We start from the raw sequence: 22,623 nt of genomic DNA, 5'->3' as shown, positions 1-22,623 counted from the left end.
ATGTTCTTCTATTTCAGACCGCGGACCGAGTAGTAGTCTTCGCGGCGCTCCTCTTCGCTCGTGCAGTCGAGACCGTAGCTGACGGCCATGTCGAGCGAACAGTCGCGGTCGCGGTCGGCGTCGGTCGTGCGGCGCATCGAGGCGTGGGCGTTGTGCCCCGCGGAGATGGCCTCGTCGATCTCGTCGACGGTCGGCGTGTGCCCGAGCAGGGCGGCGTAAACCTGTTTGGCCCAGCTGTGGGCGTAGTCGTCGTAGTGGACGGCGAAGACCCGGAAGCGGTTGTCCACGGCCTCGGTCGTGGTCAGTTCGCCGCGGTCCACGGCTGCGAGGATCGCCTCGGTCTCGCGGCGCGTGATGTACTGCCCGCCCAGGTCGAGCCACTGCCCGTCGCCGTCGTAGCGCGGGTCCGACCCTCCTCTGGAGAGCATTGCGCCCAACGCCGCCACGATGGCCTTGTTGTAGAGCTTGAGCCCCCGTTGCAGGGCCGCCGAGCGGATCAGGGTCTTGTTGTGGGTGAACACCGGGGCGTCGGGGTCCTGCTCCTGGAGCGAATGGAGGATGTCCACGGCCTGGAGCATGGCGCCCGTGATGTAGGGATTGTATTCGTCGAAACTGATCACGTCGCGTTTGACCGAGCGGCGGTCGCGGGCGGGCCACTTCTCGATGTCGCGCACGGCGCCGAAACTGGTGAGGTTGGCGCCCGGCATGAGGTGCGTGCGCCCTTCCTTCTCGATCAGATAGGAGTAGGGGAAGGCCGAGGTGTCGTGGTGGTAGGAGTGGTGTCCCATGACCATCGTGAAGGCGCCCTCGAGCGCGGGCGACATGATGTAGGCGCTGCTGGCGAACTTGCAGCCGCGCAGGTGCACCGACTGGTGCACGGCGCCGCTCTTGAAGAGGTGGTTGCTCTGGTTCGAGCCGCTGCCGGCGTTGAAGAACGAGAACATGCCGGCGATCAGCAGCGACGATTTGTGGTGCGAGACGGTGTAGGGACCTGCGAAGATCGAGGCGGCCTCGCCGTTTTCGCAGTGCGAGTTGGCGAAGAACAGCGACTCTGCGGCTGTGAAACCCTTGTCCAGCCGGCAGCTTTCGCCGACGAAGCAGCGTTCGACGATCGAGCCGTTGTCGATGACCGACCCTTCGGCGGCGATCAGGTCGTAGGCCTTGACGTCCACGCCGACGCGCGCGCCGTCGCAGAGCGTCGCGTTTTCGAGGATCGAGGCGCCGTCGATTTCGACTCCGTTGCCGATGCGGACCTCGCGGATGAAGCGCGCCCCGACGATGCGGCAGTCGCTTCCCACCTCGCCGATCTCCGACGAGCGTTCCTCGGCGTAGGCGTCGACCATTTTTTCGAGTGCGGCGATGGTCTGCGGGCGGTGGCGGTAAACGGCCATGACGTAGGCGACCTGTGCCGACAGGCGGTCGAATATCTTCACCGTGCGGCCGCCGCATTCGTTCATCGTGGCCACGCCGACGCCGTTGCCGAAGGCCGAGCGGCGGCGGCATTCGAGGGCCGTGACGCCTTCTACGAGCGAGCCGGTTCCGATGCGGTAGTTCGCCACGCGCGAGCGGACGATGCGGGCCTCCGCGGCTATTTCTACATCTCCTTCCAGGTGGCTTTGCAACAGCTGAAAGGGTTTGAAATCCTCCGAGACCAGCACCTTCGACCAATCTTCGGCCGAATTGCCGAGTGCTTCGAGTGCGGCGGTCTCCGCGGAGGTTAATTTTCTGAATGGAGTCATTGATTGTGGAGTTATTTAGATGCAAATATAACAAATTGCATTTAAATTGCATGAACCCTTTTGGGGAACTCGTCTTTTCTTCCGGCCGGGACCGTTCCGGGGCGGGTTTGCGCGGGCCGCAGCGGCGTGCCTGCGGGGGCGGATTTTGCCCGAAAGCGATTTTTGATCCCGCTCTTTCCGCTGCCCTGCCTCACTGGTATCGGGGCGTTTTCAGCGGATGTGCGATCTCCTGCCGTTCGCCGTTGCGCACGACCTGCGCCTTTCCGCCGCGGAACGGCTTCACCGCCGCACAGCCCGGGCAGCTCAGGCGCGTGCGGCCCGCCGTGTCGATGTAGTGCCACGTGCCGCCGAGCTGAACGGCGGCCAGCCCCTCGGTGAAGTCGAACCCGTTGTCGTAGAGCGGCGCGACGACGACCCGCTCCGCCGTGCGGTAGCCCCAGCGTCCGTTTTCGACGAAGAGTTCGGGCGTTTCGGCCTCCGTCCCGCTCCGGGCGGCGGGTTTCTCCCGGACCGCCTCGGCGAGCAGCTCCGCAAGTCCGAAGAGCCGCAGGGTGGGTGCCGTGAGCAGTTGCGCGATGCGGTACTGAACGGCCATGCCGCGTTTCTCGAACAGCGCGAGCGTCTCCCGGTAGGCCGGGTCGGAGGCGATCCGCTGGGGCGTGTACAGCAATCCGTCGGAGCTTCCGTAACGGTCCCAGAGCGTAGGGTCCTCGGCCAGCGCGTGCAGCGCCGTCGAGATCAGCGCCGCGGGGTAGTCGTCGATCCGTTCGTCGAAGTCGGCCGCCGTGCGGGCCGGGTGCTGGTAGGCCGCCGTGCCCAGTTCGGGGCTGATCTCCCCGGCGAAGGCGGGCAGGTACGAGGCGTCGAAGTCGATCGGGCAGAGCGTGCCGTCGTCGCCGACGATGATATTCTCGGGTTTCAGGTCGCCGTGGGCGCGGTCGTCCGTGACCAGCGCGAGGGCCAGCCGGTCGAACAGCCGGACGAGGATTTGCAGACTCTCGCGGTCCCGGAGGGCGGCGGCCTGCGCCACGGTTTCGTGCAGGGTGGAGCCTTCGATCCAGTTGCCGAGGACCGTATCGACCCAGACGCCGGTTTCGGGCGAGGTGTGCAGGTAAAGCTCCTTTTCGAGAAGCCGCTGGCCGTAGATCTCCTTCAGGTGGCGCATCGGGCGCAGGTAACAGCGCAGCGAGCGGATGCGTCCGCCGAGGCGGATGCGGAATACGGCGGCGGAGTTGCCGGCGCTGAAGCAGGGGCGGCCCTGTTCGTCGCGGCACACGTCGATTTCACCCAGCGTGCGCGTCAGGCCGCGGGAGTCGAGAAGAGCCAGCAGGTATTGACGGAGGGTAAACACGTGGCGGGAATCGGATTTTTAACGTCGTCCGACTTGTCGGACGACGGCGCAAGTTACGAAAATTCGCTAAAAAACCGGACCCGAAGGCCCGGCTTTTTCGTTGGATGGTATCTGTTCGCCCGAAGGCGCAGCCTCTCTCCGAAAGCGTTCCGGCTTGCGGCCGCCCCGAAAACAGGCCTCTTACGCCTGCGTCTGCTAATGGCAATTGCAATGGCCGTCGTGGTCTCCGCAGCCTTCGCCGCAGTCACCGCCGCACTCGCCGCACGAACATCCGCCCTGCAGGTCCTCGGGCGTCACGTCGCGCACCGAAACCACCTCCACGTCGAAGTTGAGCGTCTTGCCCGCCATCGGGTGGTTGAAGTCCATCTTCACGGTCGATTCGCCGACCTCCTTGACGATGCCCATCATGCGGTTGCCCTGGGCGTCGCTCATCGGAACCTGGCTGCCCTCGAAGAGGATGTCCTCGGCGAGCTTGCCGTCGACCATGAATATGTCTTTCGGCAGGTCGACGATGGCGTCGGCGATCACTTCGCCGTAGCCGTCCTTGGCCTCGAGCGTGAACGAAACCGATTCGCCGATCTCCTTGCCCAGGATCGCCTCCTCGAATTTGGGGAGCAGCATGCCCGTTCCGAAGATGAATTCGAGCGGCTGGCCCGGACGCGACTGATCCGCGATCTGTCCGTCGACGGTGAGCTTGTAGTCTACGCCGACCATTTTGTTTTGTTCTACTTTCATACGATTGTTATAAAGTTTAGTTGTTTTTATCGTCGTTTTTCAGGGACGTTGCCCGGCATTCACGGCTCAAAAGCGATTTTCCGCCACCATTTTTAGAAAAATGGCTTCTTAAGCCGTCAAAGGTACGCACTTCGGGGCAAGTTGCCAAATAATAGCAGGAAATAATTGTGCCATAACAGATGAAAACGGCGGCGCTGTCGATGTCGCCGCCGTTTTTTCATGCCGGATATTGCCGTTACTCGCAGTTGCGGCAGCAGAGGTTTCTGTCGCCGTAGCCGTTGTCGATCTTCGAGACGTAGGGGAAGAACTTCGCCTCGCCGATCCACGCCAGCGGGAACGCCGCCTCGTCGCGCGAGTAGGGGTGTTCCCACGCTCCGGCCAGTTCCCGGGCCGTGTGGGGCGCGTTCGCCACCACGTTGTCCGCCTGGCCGGCGGCCGCCTCGCATTCGCGCTTGATGCTTATCAGCGCCTCGATGAAGCGGTCCATCTCCTCCTTGGGTTCCGATTCGGTCGGCTCGACCATCAGCGTCTCGTGCACGGGGAACGAGAGCGTCGGGGCGTGGAATCCGTAGTCCATCAGGCGGTGGGCGATGTCGCCGCAGTCGATGTTGTAGTCCTTCTTGAAGGAGGTGAGGTCGAGGATCATCTCGTGGCCCACGCGGCCCGTCTCGCCCGAGTAGTAGGTGCGGTACTCCGCGGCCAGCGCCGCCGACATGTAGTTGGCGTTGACGATGGCCATCTCGGTGGCTCTGCGAAGCCCCTCGGCCCCCAGCATTTTGATATAGCCGTAGGTGATCGGGAAGAGCAGCGCCGAACCCCACGGAGCCGACGCGACGGCCGTGATGCCCTCGTCGCCGCCCGTGGCGACGACCGGGTGCGACGGCAGGAACGCCCGCAGGTGCTCGGCGACGCAGATCGGGCCTACGCCCGGGCCGCCGCCGCCGTGGGGCATGGCGAAGGTCTTGTGGAGGTTGAGGTGGCAGACGTCGGCCCCGATGTAGCCGGGGTTCGTCAGTCCCACCTGCGCGTTCATGTTCGCGCCGTCCATGTAGACCTGCCCGCCGGCGTCGTGGACGGCGTCGACGATCTCGCGGATGCGGCTCTCGAAGACGCCGTGCGTCGAGGGGTAGGTGACCATCAGGCCGCACAGTTCCGACGAGTGCTCTTTGGCCTTGGCTTCGAGGTCCGCCACGTCGATGTTGCCGCGCTCGTCGCACGCCACCGTCACGATCTTCATGCCGGCCATGGCCGCCGAGGCGGGGTTCGTGCCGTGGGCCGACGCGGGGATCAGCACCACGTTGCGGTAGCCCTGTCCGCGGCTCTGGTGGTAGGCGCGGATGACCATCAGCCCCGTGTATTCGCCCGCCGCGCCCGAATTGGGCTGCAACGAGCAGGCCGCGAAGCCGGTGATCGTCGCCAGGTCCTGTTCCAGCCCGGCGATCAGGTCCATATAGCCCTTGGCCTGGTCGGCCGGGGCGAAGGGGTGCATGTTCTGGAAGCCGGCCAGCGAGAGCGGCTGCATGAGCGCCGCGGCGTTGAGCTTCATGGTGCACGAACCTAAAGAGATCATTGAATTGGCCAGCGAAATATCCCTCAATTCCAGCTTCTTGATGTAGCGCATCAGGGCGCTCTCCGAGCGGTAGGCGTTGAATACGGGTTCCTGCAAATAGGGCGATTGGCGGCGCAGGGCAGTTGGGACGCAGCTTTCGGTGACGGCCTTTACCGCCTTGGCTTTCTTGCCTTTGGCTGCGGCAAAGATGCTCACGACGGTCTCGATCTCCGCCGCGGTGGTCACCTCGTCGAACGACATGCGCACGCGCCCTTCGGAGGGATAGTAGAAGTTGATGCCCTGTTCGAGCGCCAGCGACTGCACGACGGCTGCCTCGGCCTCGACTTCGAGCGTGTCGAAGAACTCCTTCGACGCGAGGCGGTAGTCCATCGCCTCCAGCGCGCGGGCGACGGTTGCGGCGGCCAGGTGGGCGGTTTCCGCCGCGCGGCGCAGCCCTTCGGGACCGTTGTAGACGCAGTAGAAGCCCGTCATCGAGGCCATCAGGGCCGAGGCGGTGCAGATGTTCGAGGTGGCGCGCTCGCGCTTGATGTGCTGTTCGCGCATCTGCAAGGCCATGCGCAGCGCCTTGTTGCCCAGCCGGTCGACCGAGACGCCGATGATGCGGCCCGGCATGTTGCGCTTGAACGCCTCGCGCGTGGTCATGTATCCCGCGGCGGGACCGCCGAAGCCCATCGGCGTGCCGAGGCGCTGCGCCGAACCCACGGCGATGTCGGCGCCCCACTCGCCCGGGGCTTTCAGGAGCGCCAGTGACAGCAGGTCGGCGGCGACCGTTACGAGCGCGCCCTTGGCGTGCGCCGCAGCCGTGAAGTCCGAGTAGTCGCGCACCCGGCCGTCGGCGGCCGGGTACTGCACGATGGCGCCGAACTCCCGGCCCGTGAATTCGTATTCGTCGTAGTCGTCGACGATCAGTTCGATGCCGAACGGCTCGCTGCGCGTGAGCAGCACGTCGAGCGTCTGCGGGAAGATGTTGCGGTCGACGAAGAGTTGATTCCGGCCTTCCCGGACGGCATCCCGCGAACGTAATGAAAACATCATCGCCATCGCCTCCGCGGCGGCCGTGCCCTCGTCGAGCAGCGAGCAGTTGCCGATCTCCATGCCCGTGAGCGAAATCACGGCCGTCTGGAAGTTCAGCAGCGCTTCGAGGCGTCCCTGCGAAATCTCGGCCTGATAGGGCGTGTAGGAGGTGTACCAGGCGGGGTTCTCGAAGACGTTGCGCGTCACGACGGCCGGGACGGCCGAGGGGTAGTAGCCCATGCCGATGAACGAGCGGTAGGGCTGGTTGCGGTCGGCAAGCTCGCGGATGTGCGCCGCGAATTCGTATTCGCTCATCCCCTCGGCGGGCAGCGCGAGCGGTTTGCGGAGCCGGATGGATTGGGGGATCACCTGCGAGATGAGTTCATCGACGGATTTCACGCCGATCACATCGAGCATGGCCTTCAGGTCTTTTTCGTTGCTGACGCCGATATGGCGTTCGGAAAACTTATCGAACATTGAACGATATTTTATGTTGTCTGTATGTACTTTTCACATTTGTCTTTCATCCCGGCGAGCCGTTCTCGCCGCCTGTGGCGGCGTTTGCAATTCTGATCCCATCCCGGCCCTCCCTCGGGGAGGGAGATGGCGTACGCTCCGCACGGTTCGTACAGTTGTGCCGTTGCACGAACACACAAAGGTAAAATAAAAGAAACGGACGCACAAAATTTTCCGCGCCTAATATTGAAAACTGCTGCCGCCGATGAATTCGCGCAGGATCGACGTGGGCGGGACCTCGTCGGGCGCGATAGGGATGAAGTTGTCGAGGAACTTGAGCATGCGCCGCGCCTCGTCGTACTCCGGAACCGTGTCGGGGACCTCGCGGAGGATCTTCTCGGCGAAGGGCCGCAGCACCGAAATCTCGTAGAACAGCGACGAGTTGAGCATGATGTCGGCGTTCTCCTGGTAGGGGAAGATGTGTTTCTCCTCGCCCCGGCGCACCGAGGCCCAGCGCGAAAGCGTCGAGAGCGCGTCGGCGCCGCGCTGGCGGTAGTCGCGCGTCAGGCGCCGCAGCAGGCGGTTGTCGGTGGTGGCGATGCGCGAGAGGTTGTCCATCGCCACCGACGTGAAGCACGAGATGTAGATGCGGAACTTCTGCGCGTCGGGGATCGAGGGCGTGAGGCGCGGGTTCAGCCCGTGGATGCCCTCGATGATGAGGATCGAGCGTTCGTCGAGCGTCAGCGGCGCGTTGTGCCACGTGCGGCGTCCCGTGATGAAGTCGTAGCGCGGGATGTCGACGCTCTCGCCCCGGATCAGGCGCGCCAGATGGTCGTTGAAAAGCTCCAGGTCGATGGCTTCGAGCGCCTCGTAGTCGTAGTTGCCGTCGGCGTCGCGCGGGGTCTTCTCGCGGTCGACGAAGTAGTCGTCGAGCGAGATCAGCACGGGGTTCAGTCCCAGCACGCCCAGCTGGATGCCCAGCCGTTTGGCCGAGGTGGTCTTGCCGCTGCTGGAGGGGCCGGAGATCAGCACCATGCGGGCGCCGCGCGAAAGGTGGGCGTCGTAGATGGTGTCGGCCACCCAGGCGAACTTGCGCTCGTGGAACGCTTCGGCGAGTTTGATCAGGCCGCCGCCGTCGCCCGCGAGCACCTTCGAATTGACGTCGCCGACGGTGGGAACGCCCATGATCCGGACCCACGACTGGTACTCCTGGAAGATGCCGAACATCTTCTCCTGATGGACGTTGCGGTGAAGCGTGTCGGGCGACGTGCGCAGCGGAAGGGCCAGGTAGAAGCCGTTGTAGTAGGGTTCGATGTCGAACAGCGTGACATAGCCCGTCGAGGGGGCCAGCGAGCCGTAGAAGTAACCCGCCGTGTCGTCGAGCGTGTAGAGCTGGCTGTAAAGCCGCGGACGGGTGTCCAGAAGCGCGATCTTGTCCGTGAAACCCTCCTCGGCGTAGCGGGCGCGGACCTCGGTGGTGAGCATGCGCTGGCGCGTGATGGGCAGGTTGCGCACGGAGAGTTCCCGCATGCGGTCGCGGAGCTGCGCCGCCTCGTCGGGGGTGAACTCGTCGATGCCGTCGATCTCGCAGTAGAACCCGCTCTGGCCCATCGAGTGGCGGATGTGGAGCGTCTGCCCCGGGTAGAGGTCCTTGACGGCCTTTTGCAGCAGGAACCACGCGGTGCGCTGGTAGACGCGGATGCCGGCGAAGGAGGTGATGTCGACGAAACGGATCGTCACCGGGGCATATATTTTGTAACTCAACTCCTTGATGCGGTTGTTGACGAAGGCTGCGAGGAAGGGGTGAAGGCCGGGCGTGAGGCGTTCGGCGACCTCCAGCAGCGGGGTTCCCATCGGGACCTCCAGTTCGCCGAAGCCGTTTTCGCAGATGACTTTGATCGTATCGTTCATGGAAAAGTTTTTACAATGTTCGATTCGTAAAGATAGGAATTATTTGTACTTTTGGCAAATCTTCATCCATAAAGAAAAACAATGCCGACGAATATGAAAGGAATGTTCCGGACGGGCCTGATTCTCCTTGCGGCTGCGGCTGCGGCCTGCGCACCCCGTGAACGGACGCTCGTGCTGCTCTCGACGAACGACATGCACGCCAAGATTCAGAATTTTCCGCGATTGGCTGCGGCCGTGGAGAACTGTCGTGACACCGCGCAGCTGGTGGTGCTGGTCGATGCCGGCGACCGCTGGACCGGAAACGCCTATGTGGACATGGCCGCGACGCCCGGCATGCCGATGATCGCGCTGATGAACCGGCTCGGCTACGACGTGGCGACGCTGGGCAACCATGAGTTCGACCACGGGCAGGCGTTTCTGGGCCGCATGATCGACAGCATGGCGTTCGAGGTGGTGTGCGCCAACGTGACGAGCGACACCTGCACCTTTCCGCAGCTGCCGCCCTATGTCGTTCTGGACAAGGACGGCATCCGCATCGGTTTCGTCGGCGTGGTGACCAACTACGAAGGCCCGGGGCATCCTGCGGGCAATGCGTCGAGCTTCGAGGGACTGGAGTTTCCCGATCCGCAGGCGATGGCGATGAAGTATGCTGCCGAATTGCGTCCGAAGGTCGATCTGCTGGTGCTCGTGTCGCACATGGGCGACGACCGCGACGTGGAGCTGCTCGGAAAGGAGACCCGGTTCGACGTGGTGATCGGCGGACATACCCATGTGAAGGTCGATTCGCTGGTGAACGGCACGCTCCTGACACAGACCGGGAAATATCTTAAGAACGTGGGCGTTACGGCGGTCCGGTTCCGCGGCGGGAAGATCGAAGGCATCGAATCGCGCCTCGTGCCGCTGGACGGTTATGCGCCCGATGCGTCGTATCAGGCCGAGGTGGACCGCTACTATGCCGATCCCGAGCTGAACAAGCCCGTCGGAGCGTTCGCCGGACCGGCCGACAAGTGGGGCCTCGCCAACTGGATGGCCGCGTCGGTGGCCGACGAAGCCGATGCCGACGTCGGGTTTTACCACATCGGCGGCGTGCGCCTCGACTCGATTCCGGCGGGCGGGGTCGGTGCGGCGAAGGTGTACGACCTGGAGCCGTTCGGAACCGAGATCGCCACGATGCGGATGACTCCGGCCGACATGCGCCGGATGATCCTCTCGAAGTACAACGACGAGGAGAACCGCAAGGAGGCGCACCGGATCGACCTGATCTCGACGACGCCCTACGTCATCGTGACCGACGCCGCGGACAACGCCCTCGACGTGCGTTTCCCGAAGTTGCGCGAAGGCAAGGTGTACGAAGTTGCGGTCAGCGACTATGTTTACAGGAATTACAAGGACCTGAACTACACCGACGGGAAACTTACGGGAACGGCGGTCGCGGGCGTGCTGCTCGAAGAGTTGCAGGATGACGGTCCGCTGACTCCGGACAACAGGCCGCGGCAGAAAATAATTCGGAATTCATAATTTGGGATTTTGCAGAGCCGGGTTTTGTCTGTAAACTGAATAATTCTGAATTCCGGATTTTGAATTCTGAATTATAAGAATTACCTTTGTAGCCCTCGCGCGCGCAATGATGCCGTAAGCGAGGGCTATAACTTTTAATATTAACCAATTAACGAGCGATTGTATCGCAAAAATTTCCACAATGGAAGAAGTAAAGAATGTAGTTGCAAACGAAAATTTCGACTGGAACGCCTTTGAAAACGACCTGGGCGTGTACGACCAGGACAAAGCCCGGATCACCGAGGCTTACGACAAGACGCTTTCGAACGTCAACGTCGGCGAAGTGGTCGAGGGAACCGTAACGGGCGTCAACAAGCGCGAGGTTATCGTCAATGTCGGCTATAAGAGCGAGGGTATCATCCCCGTATCGGAGTTCCGCTACAACCCCGACCTGAAGGTAGGCGACAAGATCGAAGTCTACGTGGAGTCGGCCGAGGACAAGAACGGCCAGCTGGCCCTTTCGCACAAGAAAGCCCGGCAGCTCAAGTCGTGGGACCGTGTCAACGAAGCGCTGGAGAAGGACGAAATCATCAAGGGTTACATCAAGTGCCGCACGAAGGGCGGTATGATCGTCGACGTGTTCGGCATCGAGGCGTTCCTGCCCGGATCGCAGATCGACGTGAAACCCATTCGCGACTACGACGTATACGTGGACAAGACCATGGAGTTCAAGGTAGTGAAGATCAATCAGGAGTTCCGCAACGTGGTCGTGTCGCACAAGGCGCTCATCGAGGCCGAACTCGAAGCCCAGAAGCAGGTCATCATGTCCAAGCTGGAGAAGGGCCAGATCCTCGAGGGAACCGTCAAGAACATCACCTCCTACGGCGTATTCGTCGACCTGGGCGGCGTGGACGGCCTGATCCACATCACCGACCTCTCGTGGGGCCGCGTAAACCACCCCGAGGAGATCGTGGCGCTCGATCAGAAGATCAACGTTGTGATCCTCGACTTCGACGAGGCCAAGAAGCGCATCGCCCTGGGTCTGAAGCAGCTCACCCCGCATCCGTGGGAGGCGCTCGATCAGACGCTCAAGGTCGGAGACAAGGTGAAGGGCCGCGTGGTCGTTATGGCCGACTACGGCGCGTTCGTCGAGATCGCTCCCGGTGTGGAGGGTCTGATCCATGTTTCGGAAATGTCGTGGAGCCAGCACCTGCGTTCGGCACAGGAGTTTATGAAGGTCGGCGACGAAGTCGAGGCCGTTATCCTGACCCTCGACCGCGAGGAGCGCAAGATGTCGCTCGGCATCAAGCAGCTCACGCCCGATCCCTGGGAGAATATCGAAGTCAAGTATCCCGTCGGCACGAAGACCACGGCCAAGGTGCGTAACTTCACGAACTTCGGCGTATTCGTCGAGATCGAGGAGGGCATCGACGGTCTGATCCACATTTCGGACTTGAGCTGGACCAAGAAGGTGAAGCATCCCGGCGAATTCACGTCGGTAGGCGCCGACATCGAGGTCGTGGTGCTGGAGATCGACAAGGAAAACCGCCGTCTGTCGCTGGGACACAAGCAGCTGGAGGAGAATCCTTGGAATGAGTTCGAGAACCAGTACTCGGTGGACAGCATTCACGAGGGTACGATCACCGAGATGACCGACAAGGGCGCAGTGGTTGCCCTGGGCGAGAACATCGAGGGCTTCTGCCCTGCGCGTCAGCTCGTCAAAGAGGACGGCACGACCCCGAAGACGGGCGACAAGCTCAACTTCAAGATCCTGGAGTTCTCGAAGGCCACCAAGCGCATCACCCTTTCGCACCTGCGTACGTACGAGGAGGCGAAGCGTGCCGAAATCGCTGCCGAGAAGGCCGAGAAGCGCGCTGCTGCCGACGCTACGAAGTCGACCGTGAAGAAGATCAACGCTTCGGTCGAGAAGACGACGCTCGGCGACATCGCCGGACTGGCCGCTCTGAAGAGCGCCATGGAGGCTGCCGAGGCCAAGTCGGCCAAGAAGGCTGCCGCCAAGAAAGAGGACGAAGAGTAATCTCCGCTGAAAAGAGGACGGGGGGGGGAAGATGCCCCTCCGTATCCGATAACCGGATGCCCGCACAGGAAACTGTGCGGGCGTCTTTTTTTTGTGCCGGGACGGCGGCGCGCGGCGGGAGCTGTCTGCGGGGCGGTTTGTCTGCGGGGCGGTCTGTCTGCGGGGTGGTCTGTTTGCGGGGTGGTCTGTCTATGGGGCGGACAGTTTGCGGCTTCGGAATCTTTCCAAGGGCGAGGTCAGGGCCGGAACCGGGGAACCGGACAGGGAAACAGGGAAACGGGAAACGGGAAACGGGAAACGGGGGCGGAAGTCCGGTCGGTCAGTGGTCGGATAGGTCGGCCAATCGGCGGCCGGTTTGCAGGCCGGATGTTTCCGGGGCGGGGCGAATGGCCTTTTTTGCGTTCGCCGAAATATTTACGGCGGATTTCTTGCACCGTGCGCAATAACCCGGTATATTTACAAGTCAGAACTGAAGAAGCAAACCGATAGATGATGAAAAAGTTGATTTTAGGCCTGTTGTCCGCGCTGGCGCTCCTTCCGGGCGGCATGCTGCGGAGCGGGGATGTCCGCGCCGCCGAAACCTTCGCCGTGCAGTCTCCTCGCAGGGATCACCGCGCGAACCCTCACGCGAATTGTCATGGGGAGCGTTACGAAGATCGGCGCGGGAGATATACCAAAGACAGCTGGTCGGTATATTACCGCGGCCGGAAGGTCGAGGGGGCTTCGGTATCCTCGTTCGCCGATCTGGGCGGCGGTTACGGCAAGGACAATTGGACGGTGTATTACCGCGGCTGGAAGGTCGAGGGGGCTTCGGCATCCTCGTTCGCCGATCTGGGAGGCGGGTACGGCAAGGATAATTGGACGGTGTTTTACGAAGGCCGGAAGCTGGAAGGTGCCTCGGCCATGTCGTTCGAGTATAAGGGACGGGGTTACGGCAAGGACAACTGGAACACCTATTTCCGCGGGGAGCAGCTCCGGCCCGGGCAGTCGCCGGACGGGATGCTCGGCGGCGGTTATGCGAAAGACAGCTGGTCGGTATATTATCGGGGGCGAAAGGTGGAAGGCGTTTCGGCTTCGTCGTTCGAATATCTGGGCGGCGGTTACGGCAAGGACCCCTGGAAGGTGGTCTATCAGGGACGCGAAGTGCCGGGCGCATCGTCGTCGTCGTTTGAAGAGCTTGGGTGGGGTTACGCCAGGGACGCGTGGAAGGTTTACTACTGCGGCGAGGTGATTCCGGGTGCTTCCCCGGCGACGTTCCGTATTCCGGACCGGCGGTAACGGGTGATTTGCGTTATATATGGGGCTTTCTTTGCAGGAAGCCCTTTTTTTGCGCCGTGCCGTGCGGGGATTCGGGCACTGTTTTTGTCTTTGCGGGGTAAACGACGAAACGAATGAACAGACTGAAACCCCATCTGGCCCTGTTGGTGTGCAACGTCCTCTGGGCGATGGATTACCCTTTTTACAACATAGTCCTGCCGCATTACGTGCATCCGATGGCGATGGTCTCGGCGTCGCTCGTCGCCACGGCGCTCTTTTCGCTCGTGCCGCTGCTGTGGCAAAAGGCCGAGAAGGTCGAGCGGGCGGATATTCGCAAACTGATCGGCGCCGCGCTGCTGATCGGCGTATTGCGCAAGGTCTTCATCATGTACGGTTTGTCGATGACCTCGCCGATCGACGGTTCGATCATCGACACCATCGTGCCGCTGCTGGTGCTGGCGCTCTCCGTGCTGCTGGGAATGGACCGTTTCACCCGGCTCAAGATCACGGGACTCGTGCTCGGCATGGCGGGAGCTGTGGCGGTGGTGCTGGCCGGGGCCTCGTCGTCGCACGCGCATTCGCATCTCTGGGGAAACATGATGATCTTTCTATGCGCCTGCGTCACGTCGGTGTATATGGTGTGGTTCAAGCGGCTGATCGCCAAGTACCGCATTACGACCGTGCTGCGCTGGCTCTACTGCGCGGCGGCGGTCATGGCCCTGCCGTTCGGTATCGGCCCGATCGTTCACACCGATTTCGCGGCCATTGCCCGTCACGCCCTGTTTCCGACGCTTTTCGTGCTGACGGTTCCGACCTATGTCCCCAACCTGATGCTCAACTATGCCCTCAAAACGGTACAGCCCACCGTGTCGAGCATCTACACCTATTTGCAGCCCGTGCTGGCGATCGCCATTTCGGTAGGGATGGGGCTGGACAAGCTGCATGCCGATACGGTGATTTTCGCACTGGTGATTTTCGTGGGGGTGGGGCTGGTGCTCCGGTCCTACACGGTGAAGCCGCGGCAGGCCGATCCGCCTGCTGCGGGGCCGCATTGACGAAGGTCGTCAACCAAAAAGAGCCTCCCGCATCGGGAGGCTCTTTTCGTATAAATGTCTTTTCGCGTTACTCGGCAGCGGAAACCGAGAACTTGATCGTAGCCTTGACCTCCTTGTGCAGGCGGACCGTAGCCTCGAACTCGCCGACGGTCTTGACGGCCTCGACGCTGATCTGCTTGCGGTCTACGGTGATGCCCTTGGCAGCGAGCGCCTCGGCGAGGTCCGTTGCCGTGACCGTACCGAAGAGTTTGCCCTCCTCGGCCTTCACCGACAGCGACAGCGGCAGGTTGGCGATGGTCTCGGCCAGAGCCTGTGCGTCGGCCAGGATCTTGGCGTCCTTGTGGGCGCGCTGCTTGAGGTTCTCGGCGAGGACCTTCTTGGCGGCGGCGGTAGCCGACTTGGCGTAGCCCTGGGGGATCAGGTAGTTGTTGGCGTAGCCGGGCTTCACGTTCACGATGTCGTTGGCGTAGCCCAGGTTTTCGATATCTTTGATCAGAATTACTTCCATGGTCTTGTCCTCCTTTTAATTATTTCATGCAATCGGTTACGAAGGGCAGGATGGCCAGGTGGCGCGCACGCTTCACGGCCTGGGCGACCTTCTTCTGGAACTTCTGCGAAGTACCCGTCAGGCGGCGCGGAAGAATCTTGCCCTGCTCGTTGAGGAACTTCTTGAGGAACTCGCCGTCCTTATAATCTACGTACTTGATGCCGAGCTTCTTGAAACGGCAGTACTTTTTCTTCTTGACGTCTACCGATACGGGATTCAGGTAACGGATTTCCGACTGTGCTTTGTTGTCCTGTGCCATGGTTTACTCCTCCTGCTTGTTAGAAAGTTTTGCACGACGCTTCTCCGAATATTCCACGGCGTATTTGTCCTGCTTGAAAGTTAAGAAACGGATCACGCGCTCGTCGCGGCGGTACTGCGTTTCGAGCGTGTTGACGAGCGAGCCTTCGCCCGTGAACTCTACCAGGAAGTAGAAACCGGTGGTCTTCTTCTGAATAGGGTAGGCGAGCTTGCGAAGGCCCCACGACTCCTTGTTCACGATCTGACCGCCGTTTTCGGTGATGACACCCTGGAATTTGTCAGCGACTTCCTGCACCTGTGCATCGGACAGAACCGGCGTGACAATGAAAACGGTTTCGTAATTGTTCATAATGCTTTTAATTAGTTAATTAAATCCCCAAAGGGACCGCAAAGATACACATTTAAATTAAAAATGAAAAATTAAGAATTAAAAATTTGTCAGTATTTGGATTATCTCTGCTTTTTCCTATCTTTGTGGAACATACTGACAAACACGGAAAGTGTAAGTTTATTCCCGATAAGCGAACGTAGGAAATTCTCTTTGGCGAGGAATAGGCAGACTTCTTGCCGCTTACGCAGGCTCCCCGCAGGGTAGAACTGCGGGGGGCCTGCTCTCGACTGCGCTTCGGGCGGACTTCCGCAATTTGTTTCCTGAAAATGGTGCCGGATTATGGGATTTTGCGTATCTTATCAGCGAATTCAATCCTAATGCTAACCCGATGATAAGACATTGCTTTTTCTTGATTTTTGCCGTGCTTCCGTTTTGCGGCTTGCAGGCGCAGGATACGGCCATAAGCCCCCGTTATCCGGGGGCCGGGTGTTTCGAGGGTGAGGTGGCTGTCGGGGCGACCTTTGGCTATGCCTCGCTCGGAAGCTTTGACAACGATGCGGCGGGCTTTTGCCTGGTCGCTGAAAGTCGTTACAATTTCCGGAGAACTCCCTTCGATGTGGGTTTGCGGCTCGGCGGGTCGTGTTACTCGCGGCTGGCTGCGGGCGTCTGCTCGCAGGACCCTTTTATGATGTTCAGCCTGATGGCCGTTGCGGATTACAACCTGCATCTGACGCCGAAAGTGGCGTTGTTCGCGGGAGCAGGGATCGGTGGGGCGTATGTCCTCCGAACGGCCGAAGGGGCTGTCTCCGATACTCCGTCCAGCGACTGTGCGGCATTTTGCGTGATGCCGCGCGTTGGCTGCGAATGCTGGAACCGGCTGCGCGTCACGCTGGGTTACACCTGTACGGAGCGGGCCAACCGCCATCTGTCGCTCACGTTCGGAATAGCCATCGGCGGCGGGCGGCGGTAAGACGCTTATTCTTCCGGGAACCCTTGTGCCTTCAGCTTTATGTCCTGCCCGTCGGGCGTCACGAGGTAACAGCCCGTGGAGGCGGGGGTGATGTGGCCGATGACGTCCACAAGGCCCAGCCGCATGATCTGTTCCTGCATCGAAAGCGGCACGGTGAAGAGCAGTTCGTAGTCCTCGCCGCCGTTCAGAGCCGCAACGACCGGGTCCGAGTGCATCTCCTCGGCCAGCGCCGAGGTCTGCCGGGCGATCGGGATGCGTTCGAGGTAGATGCGCGCGCCGCAGGCCGACGATTTGCAGATCTGCATCAGGTCGCTCGCCAGGCCGTCCGAGAGGTCGATCATCGACGTGGGGCGGATCTTTTCTTCGGCCAGCGTACGGACGATGTCGGTGCGGGGGCGCGGCTTGAGGTATTTTTCAAGCAGGTATTCGTAGCCCTTGAACTGCGGCTCGGGGTTCTCCACGTCGGCGAGCACCCGCTTTTCGCGTTCGAGCAGTTGCAGGCCCATGTAGGCGGCCCCGAGGTTGCCCGTGATGCAGACGAGGTCGTTCTGCTGCGCACCGCTGCGGTAGACGACCTTCTCCTTTTTGGCGTAGCCAAGCGTGGTGACGGTGATGACCAGCCCCGTCATCGAGGCGCGCGTGTCGCCGCCCACGAGGTCGATCTCCTGCTCCTTGCAGGCGAAGGCGATGCCTTCGTAGAGGTCCTGAAGAGCTTCGACGGGCAGTTTCGACGAGACGCCGAGCGACACGGTGATCTGCGCCGGGAGGGCGTTCATGGCCAGGATGTCGCTCACGCCGGCCGTCACGACCTTGTAACCCAGGTGTTTGAGCGGAAAATAGGTGAGGTCGAAATCGACGCCTTCGTAGAAAGAGTCGGTCGTGCAGAGCACCGCTTCGCCGCGTCCCGGGGCGATCACCGCGGCGTCGTCCCCCGCGCCCTTGAGCGTCGAGGCGTTCTTCGGGGTGAATCCGCTGGTCAGCAGGTCGATGAGTCCGAATTGTCCGAGCGAAGCGATCTCGGTGCGCTTTTTCTGGTCCATGAATCTAAAATTTTTTACAAAATTAAGGAAATACTCTTGTTTCCCCAAAAAATAACGTAATTTTGCCCGGTCCAAATTACTAAAAGGGTTAGTTATGGTAAATATCGTCTTATTCGGTGCTCCGGGTTGCGGCAAAGGCACGCAGGCGCAGCGCCTGAAGGAACACTACGGAATCGATCACGTTTCCACGGGCGAGGTGATCCGTGACGAGATTCGCCGGGGTACGGAACTGGGACAGAGCATGGAAGCCTACATCAAGGCCGGGCAGCTGGCTCCCGATGAGATCGTAATCGGCATGATCGACCACTATGTCACCGGGCACATGAACGCCGCCGGCTGTATTTTCGACGGCTTTCCCCGCACCACGGTTCAGGCCGAGGAGTTCGACAAAATCCTTGCCGGACACGGCCTGAAGGTCGATGTGATGATCGACATCCACGTCCCCGAGGAGGAGCTGGTGCGCCGCATCCTGCTGCGCGGCAAGGATTCGGGACGCGCCGACGACGCTTCGGAAGAGGTGATTCGCGGGCGTCTGGATGTTTACCGCGAGCAGACGGCCGTCGTGGCGGACTACTACGCCGCACAGGGTAAATACGCCTCGGTCAACGGTACGGGGACGATGGAGGAGGTTTTCTCCCGCATCGCCGCGGTGATCGAAGGCCTGAAATAGCGGGGCAGGCCCGGAGGGGCCGGGAAGCGCTCCCGAAATGAAAATCGTCCCTGCCGGAGTTGTCTCCGGCAGGGACGATTTGTGTGAAATCCAAATCCGCCGGACGTCGCTTGTCGTCGCGCCGGGCGGGATACGGAAAAAGCCGCCCGTTTCCGGTGCGGCTTTTCTGTCTCGGTGCGGGAGCGCTCCTCCCTCGGACGAAGATTTAGAGTGCGTTCACGTGAAGCTGGATCGAACTCTTCAGGTTCGCAGCCTTGTTCTTGTGCACGATGTTGTGCTTTGCCAGTTTGTCGAGCATAGCGGTTACCTTCGGAAGCAGGGCCTCGGCGGCGCTCTTCTCGGTGGTCGTGCGCAGGGCCTTCACGGCGTTGCGGGCCGTCTTGTGGAACAGGCGGTTGTGAGCGCGCTTCGTCAGGGTCTGGCGAATTCTCTTCTTCGATGACTTATGGTTTGCCATAATCCGTTAATTTTTATTTTTTACTTTTTTTCAGTCGTTTGGCTTGAAACGGCCTTGGCCGCTTTCGGATAGACCCGGGGGTCCGCTCCTCGAAAAGTTTTTTCACCCGTAGGGGGCGTGTTCGGCGGTGCATTTTTCGATTCCGGTCTCCCGTCTTCCTTTTTCGCGCCCCTCTTCCGGCCCCTTCGTTCGTAGCCCATAGGAGAGTCGAACTCCTCTTTCAAGAATGAAAATCTTGCGTCCTAACCGATAGACGAATGGGCCTTTACCACTATCGCATGCCCCGAACGGGGTTGCTTTAGCGGTGCAAAGGTAAGCAAAAAAGTGACTTGTACAAAAAATATGCGAAAAAATTACGGATTTTTTGCCGGAAGTCCCTCGGACGGTCGTTTCTTGAGCTGTCAGCGCAGCCGTACGGTCCGCGTCTCGGGGTCGAAGCAGGCGTTTTCGCCCGAGAAGAGACGCTCGATCAGTCCGCTGCCGACCATCTCCCCCGCAGGGAGGTGGTGCAGCGAAGGGGTGTCGATCAGCGCCACCGAGTCGCAGAGCGAGAGCGCCACGTCGAGGTCGTGCGTCGAGAAGAGGATGCACTTGCCCTCGTCGCGGGTCAGCCGCCGGAGCAGCGTCGCCAGCTCGTAGCGGTTCGGGAGGTCGAGGAACGCCGTGGGTTCGTCGAGCAGGATGACCGGGGTGTCCTGGGCCAGCGCGCGGGCGATCATCACCCGCTGGCACTCGCCGTCGGACATGCGGTCCATGGTCTTGCGGGCGAAGGCCGACATCCCCACCAGGCGGAGCGAGCGTTCGACGACGGCGCGGTCGGCCTCCTGCATGCGCCCGATCCAGTTGGTGTAGGGGGCGCGTCCCAGCGCTACGACGTCCTCGCAGGCGAGGTTGGCGATACGGACCTTGTCGGTGGTGACGAACCCCACGGTCGTGGACAGCTCGTGGGGCGTGAGCGACGCCAGCGGGCGGCCGCAGAGCGCCACATCGCCGGAGACGGTCGTTCCGAGACCTGCAATGGCCCGCAGCAGGGTGCTTTTGCCCGTGCCGTTGCGGCCGATCAGCGCGGTCAGCGACCCTTGGGCGAAGGCGGCGGTGACATCTTCGAGCAGCGTGCGGCTGCCGTAGGAGAGCGTGATATGGTTGAGGGCGATACTCATGTCAGAAGATATTGCGGTTGCGGACGACGACGAAGATGACGACCGGAATGCCCATCAGGGCCGTGATGGTGTTGATCGGCAGGGCGAGGCTCTTGGCGACGAGGTCGCAGACCAGAAGCAGGGCCGCGCCCGCGAGCATCGACCCCGGCATCAGGATGCGGTGGTCGGCCGAGGCGAAAAGCATGCGTGCGAGGTGCGGCACGGCCAGCCCGATGAAACCCACCGGGCCGCAGAAGGCGGTGACGGTGCCCGCGAGCAGGACCGTGGAGAGGAAGATCAGCGTGCGCGTGCGCTGCACGTTGAGTCCCATCGTGCGGGCATAGTTCTCGCCCAGCAGCAGCAGGTTGAGCGGCTTGATGACGGCGACGGCGAGCGCCAGTCCCGCGGTGACGACGGGAAGCAGCAGCGCGAGCTGGCTGCCCGTGACGTCGCCCAGCGACCCCATGGTCCAGATGACGAACGATTTGAGCGCCGCCTCGCTCGACAGGTATTGGAGGATTTCGACCACCGAACTGATGCCCGAACCGAGCATCATGCCGAGGATGAGGATGACCACGATGTCCTTGATGCGGCGGCTGACCGCCATCACGATGGCCAGCACGAGCGCCGAGCCGAGCCACGCAGCCCCGGCCACGCCCAGCGACCGGACGAACGAGTGTCCCGCGACGCCCAGCAGGGGGGCGCCCAGCAGGAACAGCGCGACGCCGAGTCCTGCGCCCGAGCTGACGCCCAGCACGTAGGGACCGGCCAGCGGGTTGCGGAAAAGGGTTTGCATTTCGAGTCCGCCGGCAGCGAGGGCCGCGCCGGCGAACAGGGCTGTGACGGCTTTCAGGAGCCTGATCTTGAGGATGATGTCGCTGGTGGCAGGGTCGCAGGAGCCGCCTGTGAGCGCCGCCCAGACATCGCCCAACGGCACGGCGACCGATCCGACGGCGAGGTCGGCGATGAAAAGCGCTGCGGTGAGCAGCCCGAGCGCCGTGAAAAGGAACGTGGTTCTGCGTGCGGTCATTTAGCGGTACTGGAATTTGAGCGAGATTTCGTAACGGACGTCGGCGAAGCCGTAGCGCGAATCGCGCCTGACGTCGGCCCGTCCGTCGGCGTAGTGGCGGAATCGCGTGCCGGACCCCTGCGCCTGCGCGGCGGGCTGAAGGCAGAGGGGCGAAAGGTGGAGAATGGCGGCGTTTTTCATCTTATTCGAGGCGTTTGTAATAACAGGTCGGGACGCTGTCGCCCAAGAAGATCGTCCGCAGGTCGCGCAGCACGAGATCGGGGCGTACGACGCCCGATTCCCAGAAGTCGGAACCTCCGGCCGGGGTTTGGCGGCGGTTGTTGTTGTAGACGTTCCGGCTGCGCACGACCGGAATGCCGGAAAATTTCGGGTTCTGGGCCGTCAGTTCCGCCAGCGTGTTGCAGGGACCGACGTTGAGCCAGAAATCGGCGGCGTTGGCCAGCAGGTAGGCCTCCTCCATGTCGACGGCCACCGACGTGTCCGAATCGTTCTTCGTGTAGACGTACTCCCCGCCGGCATCCTCGATCAGGCGGATCATGTAGCTTTGCGATGAGGGCAGGAACCAGGTGTCGCGGTAGGGGGTGTTGAGCATCACCTTCGGTCGCGGTGCATCCGGGGCGGGGTGTGCTTTCAGGGCCTGGTAGTCCCGGGCGATCCGTTGCAGCGTGTCGGCCCCGGCCGCGCGCAGGTCGCAAAGCTCGGCCGCGAGGACCAGCCATTCGGCCTTGCCCAGCGGGGATTCCTCCATGTAGTCGCCGATATATATATAGGGGATGCCCAGTTCGCGGAGTTTGCCCGTGACGATGGTGTTTTCGCCCGTCACGCCGTAGAGCAGCATGAGGTCGGGGCGCATGGCGGCGAGCAGTTCGAAATTGAGGTTCGTGTCGTAGCCCACGTCGCGGACCTCGCCGCAGAGACGGTGTTCCCGGACATAGGGATTCGAGATGTAGTCGATGCCCGAGACGCCCGAAATACGCTTGGCCTGTCCGATGGCGTCGAACATCGCCACGTGGCTCGACGACATGCACACCACGTGGCGCACGGGGGCTTTTACGACCTGTCCGGCGAAGTCGGCGGGGGCTTTGGCGTCGTCGCGCAGGATCAGCAGGTGCTGTTCGACGTTCGTGCCGCCCTGCCACGGATTGCGGATCGAGACGAGCGTCGAGGCGTTATTCCCGTTCCCGCGGATGTCGAAGCCCGACGCGTAGGCCGGGGTGTAAATCTCGGTTGTGAAATCGCTCAAAACTGGCCCCGAAGAGCCTCCGCAGGCCGATGCGAGGGCCGCGGAAAAGGTTAGCAGAAGACGTGAAAATCGTTTCATTTCCGCAAAAATAGAAAAAAATCCTGCGGAAATGTGTTTGTTTTTGAAAAATATACTATATTTGCAGTCCCAAAGCGAAGGGTTTTGCTCTTTTTTGCCGAAGGAATCGGGGCGTAGCTCAGTCCGGTTAGAGTACACGTCTGGGGGGCGTGTGGTCGCTGGTTCGAATCCAGTCACCCCGACTGATGAAAAATCCTTGATATTCAATCGAATATCGAGGATTTTTCTTTTGTGGTA

At 61.5% G+C, this 22,623-nt stretch carries 20 protein-coding genes and 2 tRNA genes; 7 read left to right on the top strand and 15 right to left on the bottom strand.

Annotation, left to right across the window (positions count from 1 at the left end; genetic code table 11):
* Positions 1-8: 8 nt before the first annotated feature.
* The 5 genes from BHV64_RS06440 to BHV64_RS06420 all read right to left on the bottom strand — a co-directional run bounded on the left by BHV64_RS06440 (position 9) and on the right by BHV64_RS06420 (position 8,776).
* Positions 9-1,739 (bottom strand): DUF4954 family protein, encoded by a 1,731-nt coding sequence (locus tag BHV64_RS06440; protein ID WP_015547332.1) that lies wholly within the window; start codon positions 1,737-1,739, stop codon positions 9-11.
* Positions 1,740-1,929: 190 nt separating this feature from the next.
* A complete protein-coding gene (locus tag BHV64_RS06435; RefSeq protein WP_195285608.1) occupies positions 1,930-3,090 on the bottom strand; it encodes a WG repeat-containing protein in 1,161 nt (386 codons plus the stop codon).
* 195 nt (positions 3,091-3,285) lie between these two features.
* Positions 3,286-3,825, bottom strand: coding sequence for an FKBP-type peptidyl-prolyl cis-trans isomerase (locus BHV64_RS06430; RefSeq protein WP_022061644.1), 540 nt, complete (start codon positions 3,823-3,825; stop codon positions 3,286-3,288).
* A gap of 235 nt (positions 3,826-4,060) precedes the next feature.
* Positions 4,061-6,886 carry an aminomethyl-transferring glycine dehydrogenase gene (gcvP, locus tag BHV64_RS06425; protein WP_118406820.1) on the bottom strand — a complete coding sequence of 942 codons (2,826 nt, stop codon included), beginning with the start codon at positions 6,884-6,886 and terminating at the stop codon, positions 4,061-4,063.
* Positions 6,887-7,105: 219 nt separating this feature from the next.
* A complete protein-coding gene (locus BHV64_RS06420; RefSeq protein WP_149886008.1) occupies positions 7,106-8,776 on the bottom strand; it encodes a nucleoside kinase in 1,671 nt (556 codons plus the stop codon).
* Positions 8,777-8,869: 93 nt separating this feature from the next.
* Here BHV64_RS06420 and BHV64_RS06415 point away from each other — a divergent pair, with 93 nt between their 5' ends.
* The 4 genes from BHV64_RS06415 to BHV64_RS06400 all read left to right on the top strand — a co-directional run bounded on the left by BHV64_RS06415 (position 8,870) and on the right by BHV64_RS06400 (position 14,623).
* Positions 8,870-10,294, top strand: coding sequence for a bifunctional metallophosphatase/5'-nucleotidase (locus BHV64_RS06415; protein WP_022061647.1), 1,425 nt, complete (start codon positions 8,870-8,872; stop codon positions 10,292-10,294).
* A gap of 181 nt (positions 10,295-10,475) precedes the next feature.
* Positions 10,476-12,311 carry a 30S ribosomal protein S1 gene (gene rpsA, locus BHV64_RS06410; protein ID WP_015547336.1) on the top strand — a complete coding sequence of 612 codons (1,836 nt, stop codon included), beginning with the start codon at positions 10,476-10,478 and terminating at the stop codon, positions 12,309-12,311.
* Between the two features lie 492 nt (positions 12,312-12,803).
* A complete protein-coding gene (locus tag BHV64_RS06405; RefSeq protein ID WP_334130988.1) occupies positions 12,804-13,589 on the top strand; it encodes a DKNYY domain-containing protein in 786 nt (261 codons plus the stop codon).
* Between the two features lie 113 nt (positions 13,590-13,702).
* A complete protein-coding gene (locus BHV64_RS06400; RefSeq protein WP_277089144.1) occupies positions 13,703-14,623 on the top strand; it encodes a DMT family transporter in 921 nt (306 codons plus the stop codon).
* 67 nt (positions 14,624-14,690) lie between these two features.
* On the opposite strand, the gene rplI is transcribed toward BHV64_RS06400, so the two are convergent.
* Genes rplI through rpsF form a run of 3 tightly spaced genes read right to left on the bottom strand, consistent with a single transcriptional unit; the run spans position 14,691 to position 15,777 of the window.
* The gene (gene rplI / locus BHV64_RS06395; RefSeq protein ID WP_022061651.1) at positions 14,691-15,131 is read right to left on the bottom strand and encodes a 50S ribosomal protein L9; all 441 of its coding nucleotides are present in this window, start codon (positions 15,129-15,131) and stop codon (positions 14,691-14,693) included.
* 19 nt (positions 15,132-15,150) lie between these two features.
* Positions 15,151-15,429, bottom strand: a complete 279-nt coding sequence (rpsR, locus tag BHV64_RS06390; protein WP_010265192.1) for a 30S ribosomal protein S18 — start codon at positions 15,427-15,429, stop codon at positions 15,151-15,153.
* A 3-nt stretch (positions 15,430-15,432) separates the two neighbouring features.
* Positions 15,433-15,777 (bottom strand): 30S ribosomal protein S6, encoded by a 345-nt coding sequence (gene rpsF, locus BHV64_RS06385; RefSeq protein ID WP_015547340.1) that lies wholly within the window; start codon positions 15,775-15,777, stop codon positions 15,433-15,435.
* Positions 15,778-16,180: 403 nt separating this feature from the next.
* On the opposite strand from rpsF, the gene BHV64_RS06380 reads away from it, so the two are divergent.
* A complete protein-coding gene (locus BHV64_RS06380; protein WP_240046620.1) occupies positions 16,181-16,729 on the top strand; it encodes a hypothetical protein in 549 nt (182 codons plus the stop codon).
* A gap of 5 nt (positions 16,730-16,734) precedes the next feature.
* Here BHV64_RS06380 and thiL read toward each other — a convergent pair whose 3' ends face one another.
* Positions 16,735-17,769, bottom strand: coding sequence for a thiamine-phosphate kinase (gene thiL / locus BHV64_RS06375; protein WP_217727462.1), 1,035 nt, complete (start codon positions 17,767-17,769; stop codon positions 16,735-16,737).
* A 94-nt stretch (positions 17,770-17,863) separates the two neighbouring features.
* Between thiL and BHV64_RS06370 the strand changes: the two genes are divergently transcribed.
* Positions 17,864-18,439 (top strand): adenylate kinase, encoded by a 576-nt coding sequence (locus BHV64_RS06370; RefSeq protein ID WP_015547343.1) that lies wholly within the window; start codon positions 17,864-17,866, stop codon positions 18,437-18,439.
* Between the two features lie 205 nt (positions 18,440-18,644).
* Here BHV64_RS06370 and rpsT read toward each other — a convergent pair whose 3' ends face one another.
* From rpsT to BHV64_RS06340, 6 genes are all read right to left on the bottom strand, one after another.
* The gene (gene rpsT / locus BHV64_RS06365; RefSeq protein ID WP_015547344.1) at positions 18,645-18,896 is read right to left on the bottom strand and encodes a 30S ribosomal protein S20; all 252 of its coding nucleotides are present in this window, start codon (positions 18,894-18,896) and stop codon (positions 18,645-18,647) included.
* A gap of 192 nt (positions 18,897-19,088) precedes the next feature.
* Positions 19,089-19,160: transfer RNA gene (locus BHV64_RS06360), tRNA-Glu, on the bottom strand.
* A 137-nt stretch (positions 19,161-19,297) separates the two neighbouring features.
* Positions 19,298-20,056: an ABC transporter ATP-binding protein gene (locus tag BHV64_RS06355; protein ID WP_217727461.1), complete on the bottom strand. Its 759-nt coding sequence runs from the start codon at positions 20,054-20,056 to the stop codon at positions 19,298-19,300.
* Between the two features lies 1 nt (position 20,057).
* A complete protein-coding gene (locus BHV64_RS06350) occupies positions 20,058-21,065 on the bottom strand; it encodes an iron ABC transporter permease (protein ID WP_217727460.1) in 1,008 nt (335 codons plus the stop codon).
* Complete coding sequence (locus tag BHV64_RS06345; RefSeq protein ID WP_217727459.1) at positions 21,066-21,245, bottom strand: hypothetical protein; 180 nt, start codon at positions 21,243-21,245, stop codon at positions 21,066-21,068. It lies immediately after the preceding gene.
* A gap of 1 nt (position 21,246) precedes the next feature.
* Entirely contained in the window at positions 21,247-22,386 is a 1,140-nt protein-coding gene (locus BHV64_RS06340; protein ID WP_138266340.1) for an ABC transporter substrate-binding protein, read from the bottom strand.
* Positions 22,387-22,493: 107 nt separating this feature from the next.
* Between BHV64_RS06340 and BHV64_RS06335 the strand changes: the two genes are divergently transcribed.
* Positions 22,494-22,568, top strand: a tRNA-Pro gene (locus tag BHV64_RS06335).
* The last annotated feature ends 55 nt before the right edge of the window (positions 22,569-22,623 follow it).

This window comes from Alistipes sp. 56_sp_Nov_56_25 (genome assembly GCF_001915285.1).
GTDB classification, from domain to species: domain Bacteria; phylum Bacteroidota; class Bacteroidia; order Bacteroidales; family Rikenellaceae; genus Alistipes; species Alistipes shahii.
Note: the sequence above shows the minus strand (reverse complement) of the source record. Positions and strands in the feature narration are given on the sequence as shown.

Coding starts and splice junctions, on each gene's coding strand:
- rpsF (WP_015547340.1), bottom strand. CDS start 15,777: ATGAACAATTACGAAACCGTTTTCATTGTCACGCCGGTTCTGTCCGAT.
- thiL (WP_217727462.1), bottom strand. CDS start 17,769: ATGGACCAGAAAAAGCGCACCGAGATCGCTTCGCTCGGACAATTCGGA.
- BHV64_RS06340 (WP_138266340.1), bottom strand. CDS start 22,386: ATGAAACGATTTTCACGTCTTCTGCTAACCTTTTCCGCGGCCCTCGCA.
- BHV64_RS06355 (WP_217727461.1), bottom strand. CDS start 20,056: ATGAGTATCGCCCTCAACCATATCACGCTCTCCTACGGCAGCCGCACG.
- rpsA (WP_015547336.1), top strand. CDS start 10,476: ATGGAAGAAGTAAAGAATGTAGTTGCAAACGAAAATTTCGACTGGAAC.
- rpsR (WP_010265192.1), bottom strand. CDS start 15,429: ATGGCACAGGACAACAAAGCACAGTCGGAAATCCGTTACCTGAATCCC.
- gcvP (WP_118406820.1), bottom strand. CDS start 6,886: ATGTTCGATAAGTTTTCCGAACGCCATATCGGCGTCAGCAACGAAAAA.
- BHV64_RS06430 (WP_022061644.1), bottom strand. CDS start 3,825: ATGAAAGTAGAACAAAACAAAATGGTCGGCGTAGACTACAAGCTCACC.
- BHV64_RS06400 (WP_277089144.1), top strand. CDS start 13,703: ATGAACAGACTGAAACCCCATCTGGCCCTGTTGGTGTGCAACGTCCTC.
- rplI (WP_022061651.1), bottom strand. CDS start 15,131: ATGGAAGTAATTCTGATCAAAGATATCGAAAACCTGGGCTACGCCAAC.
- BHV64_RS06350 (WP_217727460.1), bottom strand. CDS start 21,065: ATGACCGCACGCAGAACCACGTTCCTTTTCACGGCGCTCGGGCTGCTC.
- BHV64_RS06420 (WP_149886008.1), bottom strand. CDS start 8,776: ATGAACGATACGATCAAAGTCATCTGCGAAAACGGCTTCGGCGAACTG.
- BHV64_RS06370 (WP_015547343.1), top strand. CDS start 17,864: ATGGTAAATATCGTCTTATTCGGTGCTCCGGGTTGCGGCAAAGGCACG.
- rpsT (WP_015547344.1), bottom strand. CDS start 18,896: ATGGCAAACCATAAGTCATCGAAGAAGAGAATTCGCCAGACCCTGACG.
- BHV64_RS06405 (WP_334130988.1), top strand. CDS start 12,804: ATGAAAAAGTTGATTTTAGGCCTGTTGTCCGCGCTGGCGCTCCTTCCG.
- BHV64_RS06415 (WP_022061647.1), top strand. CDS start 8,870: ATGAAAGGAATGTTCCGGACGGGCCTGATTCTCCTTGCGGCTGCGGCT.
- BHV64_RS06440 (WP_015547332.1), bottom strand. CDS start 1,739: ATGACTCCATTCAGAAAATTAACCTCCGCGGAGACCGCCGCACTCGAA.
- BHV64_RS06345 (WP_217727459.1), bottom strand. CDS start 21,245: ATGAAAAACGCCGCCATTCTCCACCTTTCGCCCCTCTGCCTTCAGCCC.